The sequence below is a fragment of the Pedobacter sp. genome, assembly GCF_045628745.1.
GTDB lineage: Bacteria > Bacteroidota > Bacteroidia > Sphingobacteriales > Sphingobacteriaceae > Pedobacter.
Genome location: NZ_JAZQPU010000202.1, coordinates 1 through 6,399 on the forward strand (window position 1 = coordinate 1; position 6,399 = coordinate 6,399).

The 6,399-nt window shown below is 37.1% G+C and carries 8 protein-coding genes; 6 read left to right on the forward strand and 2 right to left on the reverse strand.

What is annotated here, in order from left to right:
* Positions 1–131 (forward strand): cold-shock protein (locus ACR2F7_RS07650; protein WP_432712997.1); only part of this gene is annotated, 131 nt, incomplete at its 5' end.
* Positions 132–201: 70 nt separating this feature from the next.
* Here ACR2F7_RS07650 and ACR2F7_RS07655 read toward each other — a convergent pair.
* Together ACR2F7_RS07655 and ACR2F7_RS07660 are read right to left on the reverse strand one after the other, a co-directional pair.
* On the reverse strand, positions 202–450 hold the full coding sequence (locus tag ACR2F7_RS07655; protein ID WP_432712990.1) for an isoleucyl-tRNA synthetase: 249 nt from the start codon (positions 448–450) through the stop codon (positions 202–204).
* On the reverse strand, positions 434–646 hold the full coding sequence (locus tag ACR2F7_RS07660; RefSeq protein WP_432712991.1) for a hypothetical protein: 213 nt from the start codon (positions 644–646) through the stop codon (positions 434–436). Before ACR2F7_RS07660 ends, ACR2F7_RS07655 begins: the two co-directional genes overlap by 17 nt.
* Before the next feature lie 81 nt (positions 647–727).
* On the opposite strand from ACR2F7_RS07660, the gene ileS reads away from it, so the two are divergent.
* From ileS to ACR2F7_RS07685, 5 genes are all read left to right on the forward strand, one after another.
* Complete coding sequence (ileS, locus tag ACR2F7_RS07665) at positions 728–4,123, forward strand: isoleucine--tRNA ligase (protein WP_432712992.1); 3,396 nt, start codon at positions 728–730, stop codon at positions 4,121–4,123.
* Positions 4,124–4,128: 5 nt separating this feature from the next.
* Complete coding sequence (locus tag ACR2F7_RS07670) at positions 4,129–4,512, forward strand: TraR/DksA family transcriptional regulator (protein ID WP_432712993.1); 384 nt, start codon at positions 4,129–4,131, stop codon at positions 4,510–4,512.
* Complete coding sequence (locus tag ACR2F7_RS07675; protein WP_432712994.1) at positions 4,512–5,114, forward strand: lipoprotein signal peptidase; 603 nt, start codon at positions 4,512–4,514, stop codon at positions 5,112–5,114. Before ACR2F7_RS07670 ends, ACR2F7_RS07675 begins: the two co-directional genes overlap by 1 nt.
* A 78-nt stretch (positions 5,115–5,192) precedes the next feature.
* Positions 5,193–5,891: an SIMPL domain-containing protein gene (locus ACR2F7_RS07680; protein ID WP_432712995.1), complete on the forward strand. Its 699-nt coding sequence runs from the start codon at positions 5,193–5,195 to the stop codon at positions 5,889–5,891.
* Between the two features lie 175 nt (positions 5,892–6,066).
* Positions 6,067–6,381 (forward strand): hypothetical protein, encoded by a 315-nt coding sequence (locus ACR2F7_RS07685; protein ID WP_432712996.1) that lies wholly within the window; start codon positions 6,067–6,069, stop codon positions 6,379–6,381.
* Positions 6,382–6,399: the final 18 nt, after the last annotated feature.

Genomic DNA, 6,399 nt, shown 5'->3' on the forward strand with positions numbered 1-6,399 from the left:
CAAATGGTGGTGCAGAAATCTTTGTTCACTCAAGTGGCCTATTAGGCGAAATCCGTGAAAACGATAAAGTTTCTTACAATGAAGAACAAGGTCGTAAAGGATTAAATGCAGTAAATGTTCAAGTAATCTAAAGTTCCTTATTACATATATTGTAAAAACCGTCCTCCTCAAAAAGGGCGGTTTTTTCTGTTTAAAGCTTTTTTATTTCTCCAGCTCCTTTACCGGATGTTTGTCTGATTCAAGCTCTACCCTACCCTCCTTGTCTTTCTTTGAAAACAGTATAGGATATAGGAATAACAGTGCCCCTGCCATAAACAACACACCGGCCGCTTCAAGGGCATATATACTACTCTCCATTTCACGTGTGTCCATTATTTGATAGATCACCAGCGCTATCAGGCCGAGAATCAGCGCTATCACGCCCTTTTGAAGTTTAAGTTTTTTTATCATCCTGTAGTTTGCTTATTTTCCTCTTTTTTATCAAGCTCACTATAACAAAAATCAAACCAATAACCTCCAGTAACATACTCGCCACAATAAGTGTAATTGCAGCAGCAATGTTGGTGTTCTTTAGCAGGAAGGCAAGCGGCATGATAAGAACTGCCGCCAACATACATATCATCCCAATTTTCAGGTATTTAGTCATAAAACAAATTAGTTACAAAGCTATCATTTTCAATTCTAATACGTTAACTTTGCGTCCTTAATTTTTAAGGATACTGGATAGATGTATAGGGAATTCAAACAACTGGAACTAGCTAAAATAGGCAAAGAAATACTTGACTTTTGGAAATCGGAAAACATCTTTGAAAAGAGCATTTCCACCCGTTCCAAAGAGAACACATTTACTTTTTATGAAGGTCCGCCATCGGCCAATGGAATGCCAGGGATTCACCACGTGATGGGACGCGCCATTAAAGACATTTTTTGCCGTTACAAAACCCTGAAAGGTTTTCAGGTAAAACGTAAAGGTGGCTGGGATACTCACGGTTTGCCTATAGAGCTTGCTGTAGAGAAAAAACTAGGGATCACCAAGGAAGATATCGGTAAAAAAATTACTGTTGAAGAATACAATGCTGCCTGTCGCCAGGAAGTAATGAAATATACCGATGTATGGAATGACCTCACAGAGAAAATGGGTTATTGGGTAGATCTTGAAAAGCCTTATATTACCTATGAGAATGATTACATGGAAAGCCTTTGGTGGATCCTGAAATCATTTTATAACAAAGGTTTCTTGTATAAAGGTTATACCGTACAACCTTATTCGCCTGCTGCAGGTACAGGGCTAAGTTCGCATGAACTTAACCAGCCTGGCACCTACAAAATGTTGAAAGACACTTCTATCACCGCTCAGTTCTTTTTAAAGAAAACACAAACACATCCATTAATGGAAGTGCTTTTTGAGAATGAGCAGGAAGAAACCGCTATCCTTGCATGGACCACTACACCATGGACCTTGCCTTCTAACTGTGCTTTAGCCGTTGGTGAGAAGATCCGTTATGTAAAGGTGAAAACTTTTAACCCTTACACCTATTTACCGGTAAGCGTTGTGTTAGCCAAAGAACTGGTGGCTAAACATTTTAAAAACGATGCGAAGGATTTAGACTTTAGTGCTTATAAGAGTGGCGATAAATTAATTCCTTGGACCATTACTGCTGAATTTAGCGGTAAGGAAATGGTGGATTTACGTTATCACCAGCTGATGAACTATGTGACCAATGATGAGCTGGAGAAAAATGCTTTTAGGGTTATCCCGGGTGACTTTGTGACTACAGAAGATGGTACAGGAATTGTTCATACGGCATCTATTTTTGGTGCTGACGATTTCAGGGTTGCCAAAGAAAATGGTGTGCCTTCGGTAATGGTAAAAGATGAAAAAGGCAATGAAACCCCTTTGGTAGACAAACAAGGTAAATTTGTTGTCGAAGTAACAGATTTTGCCGGCCGTTACGTAAAAGAAGAATATTACAGCGACGAAGAACGCAAAAACCCCGATTTTAAACCTACAGATGTGCTCATTGCCATCAAATTAAAAGAAGACAATAAAGCGTTTGACGTAAAAAAATATGAACACAGTTATCCACATTGCTGGAGAACTGATAAGCCCATTTTATATTATCCACTTGACAGCTGGTTTATTAAAACTACTGCTGTAAAGGAAAAAATGGTGGCTTTAAACAAAACCATCAACTGGAAACCTGAAGCTACCGGTACAGGTAGATTTGGTAACTGGCTGGAGAACCTGGTTGACTGGAACTTATCACGCTCAAGATATTGGGGAACACCTTTACCAATTTGGCGTACTAAAGATGGTGAAGAAGAAAAGTGTATAGGCTCTTTGGCTGAACTTAATGAAGAGATCAAAAAATCTGTGGAAGCAGGTTTTATGGATGCTTCCTTTGAGTTAAAAGACATGCACCGCCCTTATGTAGATGATGTCATTTTAACTTCTTCTAAAGGGGAAAGAATGGTCAGAGAACTTGATTTAATTGATGTATGGTTTGACAGCGGTGCCATGCCTTATGCGCAATGGCATTTTCCTTTTGAGCATGCAGCAGAATTTGAAGGCTCTTACCCAGCAGATTTTATTGCTGAAGGTGTGGATCAAACACGTGGCTGGTTTTATACTTTGCATGCCATTGCGGTCATGTTGAGTGAAAGCAGTGACGAGATTAAAGCGATCAACGAAAAAGTTGGTAATCCTGGTATTGCCTTCAAAAATGTAGTATCGAATGGTCTGGTGTTGGATAAAAATGGTAATAAAATGTCTAAACGTTTAGGTAACGGCGTTGATCCTTTTAGCACCATTGAAACCTATAGTGCAGATGCTACCCGTTGGTACATGATCAGCAACGCATCACCATGGGACAACCTGAAATTCAATACAGATGGCTTAGATGAAGTGCGCAGAAAGTTTTTCGGCACACTTTACAATACTTATGCTTTCTTTGCTTTGTATGCCAACATTGATCAGTTTAGCATTGATAAAGATAACCTTACTCCGGTTTCAGAACGCAGTGAGTTAGACAGGTGGATTTTATCTCTACTTCAAAACCTGATTAATGAGGTTGATGAAAGTTATAATACTTATGAGCCTACAAAAGCAACTAGAGCAATCCAAACTTTTGTAGACGAACACTTAAGTAACTGGTATATCCGCTTATCTCGTCGCCGTTTCTGGAAAGGTGAACTTACAGCAGATAAAAAAGCTGCCTATGAAACCTTATATACCTGCTTAACCAGCCTGAGCCAGTTAATGTCGCCGGTAGCCCCTTTCTTTGCAGATTGGTTATATCAGAATTTAACTGAGAATGTAAAAGATGAAAAAGCGGAATCTGTACACCTTACTTTATGGATAGAAGCTGACAACCAGCTGATTGATAAAGAGTTGAACGAAAGGATGGAACTGGCACAAAACATCTCTTCTATGGCGCTTTCTTTACGCAAAAAGAGCAGTATCAATGTGCGTCAGCCATTAGCTAAAATCTTGCTTCCGTTGTTGGATCAAAAGTTTGCAGAAAAGGTAGATTTGGTTAAAGAATTAATTCTTTCAGAAACCAACATTAAAGATATTGAGTATATTAGAGACACCGCAGGTTTTATAAAGAAAAAAATTAAACCTAACTTTAAAACACTTGGCCCGAAAGTTGGTAAAGACATGAAATTAGTTGCCGAAGCGATTAATAATTTAAGTCAGAATCAATTGGCCTTGTTTGAAAGCAATGGTGAACTGGCAATTCCTGGTACTGCTTATGTAATTCAGTTAACTGATGTAGAAATCTTCGCAGAAGATATTCCAGGTTGGCAGGTAACAAACCTGGGTCAGCTTACTGTAGCCCTGGACATTACCATTACGGATGAATTGAAACAGGAAGGCTTGTCGCGCGAATTGATTAACCGTATTCAAAATTTAAGGAAAGAATTAAATTTTGAAGTGACAGACCGCATCAAGGTGACTTTACAAAAGGATAACCTGATTACTACAGCCGCCGAACAGAATAAACAATACATTTGCTCAGAGATTTTGGCAGATGATTTAATAATAACAGAAAGCGTACAAACTGGAAACAAAATCATCATTGATGATGTTGAACTAGCAATTTCGATAGAAAAACAATAATTATTATGGAAAACACCACAAAAACAAGGTATTCAGATAGTGAATTAAAAGAATTTAAAGACCTGATCAATGAAAAATTGAGAATGGCGAAGGAAGAGTTTCTTTCTTTAACTAATTCCTTAAGCAGCCCAAACTCTAATGGTACTGAAGATACCTCAGGAACTTATAAAACATTAGAAGATGGCTCGGCAACATTAGAGAAAGAGCAAATCAACCAATTGGCTGCCCGCCAAAAGAAATTCATTGAAAACCTTGAAGCTGCTTTAGTGCGCATTGAGAACAAAACTTATGGCATTTGCAGAGAAACAGGCAAACTGATTCAAAAAGAACGTTTGCGTGCAGTACCACATGCAACCTTAAGTATGGAAGCAAAATTGAAGCAGGCATAATGAAAGGCTATACAAAACCTTTACTACTCATTTTCACTATTCTTCTTCTTGACCAGGCCTTAAAAATATGGATCAAAACCCATATGTACCTGGGTCAGGAATTTAAGATTTTGGGCGACTGGTTCATCATTCACTTTACCGAAAACAACGGTATGGCATTTGGACTGGAGTTTGGTGGTGAATTTGGGAAGTTATCCTTATCTCTTTTTAGAATTGCAGCTGTAGCCGGAATTGGTTATGGCTTGCATTACTTGATTCAGAAAAAGTATCATAGAGGCTTAATCTTAAACGTAGCCATGATTTTTGCCGGTGCTTTAGGTAATATCATTGACTCTGTATTTTACGGTAAAATCTTCAACTACGCCTCCCTATTTCATGGCCGTGTGGTAGACATGTTTTACTTTCCAATTTTGGAAGGGGTGTTTCCTACTTGGGTGCCTATATGGGGTGGTGAAGATTATATCTTTTTCAGACCAGTGTTCAACATTGCTGATGCCGCTATTTCGGTAGGAGTCGTCCTCATCCTTGTTTTTCAGAAAACGTATTTCAAAGAAGAAATTGTTGAAGAAATAGGACCTAATAATGAAATAGTTGAAGAATAAAAGGCGCATTTACCTTTTCGTTTGTGGATTTGGTACGATATTTTCATCTTACTATCAAACCCACATATATAAAACATTATGAGAAAATTATTTGCCCTTACCTTTATAGCCTTATTGAGTATGAGCGCTATGGCGCAACAAGTAGATTTACGTAAAAAAGTTACTGTAAGTGGAACAGCTGAAGCCGAGGTTACACCTGATATTATTTATTTGAGTATTTCCCTTAAAGAATATTTAAAAGACAATAACAGCAAGAAAAAAGTAGAAATTACCACGCTGGAGAATCAATTGTATAACGCCGTGCAAAGTGCAGGAATCCCGAAAGAGAACTTAACAATTAATAATCTCTCGAGTTATAATATAGCAACAGCAAAAAAGAAAAACCCTGACTTCTTGGCCAGCAAACAATATCGTTTAAAGGTTTCTGATTTGAATAAATGGAATGCAATTTTAGAGGCTATTGATCCAAAAGGAATTGCATATACTAATATTGAAAGTTATGACTATTCTAAAATTGAACCTTTAAAGAAAGAGTTGAAAATTAAAGCGCTTCAGGCTGCAAAAGCAAAAGCCACTTATATGGTAGAAGCTCTGGGGAATCAATTGGGAAGTGTTATTGACATACAAGAAGTAAACAACGAATCTTTTCCACAACAAAACTACCGTTCTAACGTAATGATGATGAAGGCATCGGCAGATACAGAAGAAGCTGCAGAGATTGATTTTAAAAAGATTAAACTGAATTATGTAGTGAATACCGTATTCGAAATCAAATAATTGCTCCATTCGCTATACAGTATTGAATAGGTAGAATTAGATAGCTTTTAATTAAACATCAAATGATTGATTATAAAAAGCTGAAATTCACCACATTAAATTTTAATAAAAAAATCTGCCAACAATTTTGGTAGGTTTTTTGTTATTTAAGGAGAAACACTTAATCATTTAAATTATGAAAAAATTAATCTACTCGCTGACCCTTATTTTTATGTTAGGCATTAGTGCTAATCCTACAATGGCTGCTGGGACAAAAGATAAAAATAAAACTGAATTAACAGCTGAACAACAGGTTCAATTCAAGAAAATTACTGACCGTGTTGAAGAAATCAGAAACATGGATAAATCTAATTTGTCTAGAACTGAAAAGAAAGAATTACGTAAAGAATTGAAAGAAATGAAAAACCAAGCCCGTGCAATGAACGGTGGTGTTTATCTTTCAGTAGGTGCTATTATCATTATCATCTTATTATTGATCCTTATCTTGTAATAACAGGTATATATTTAT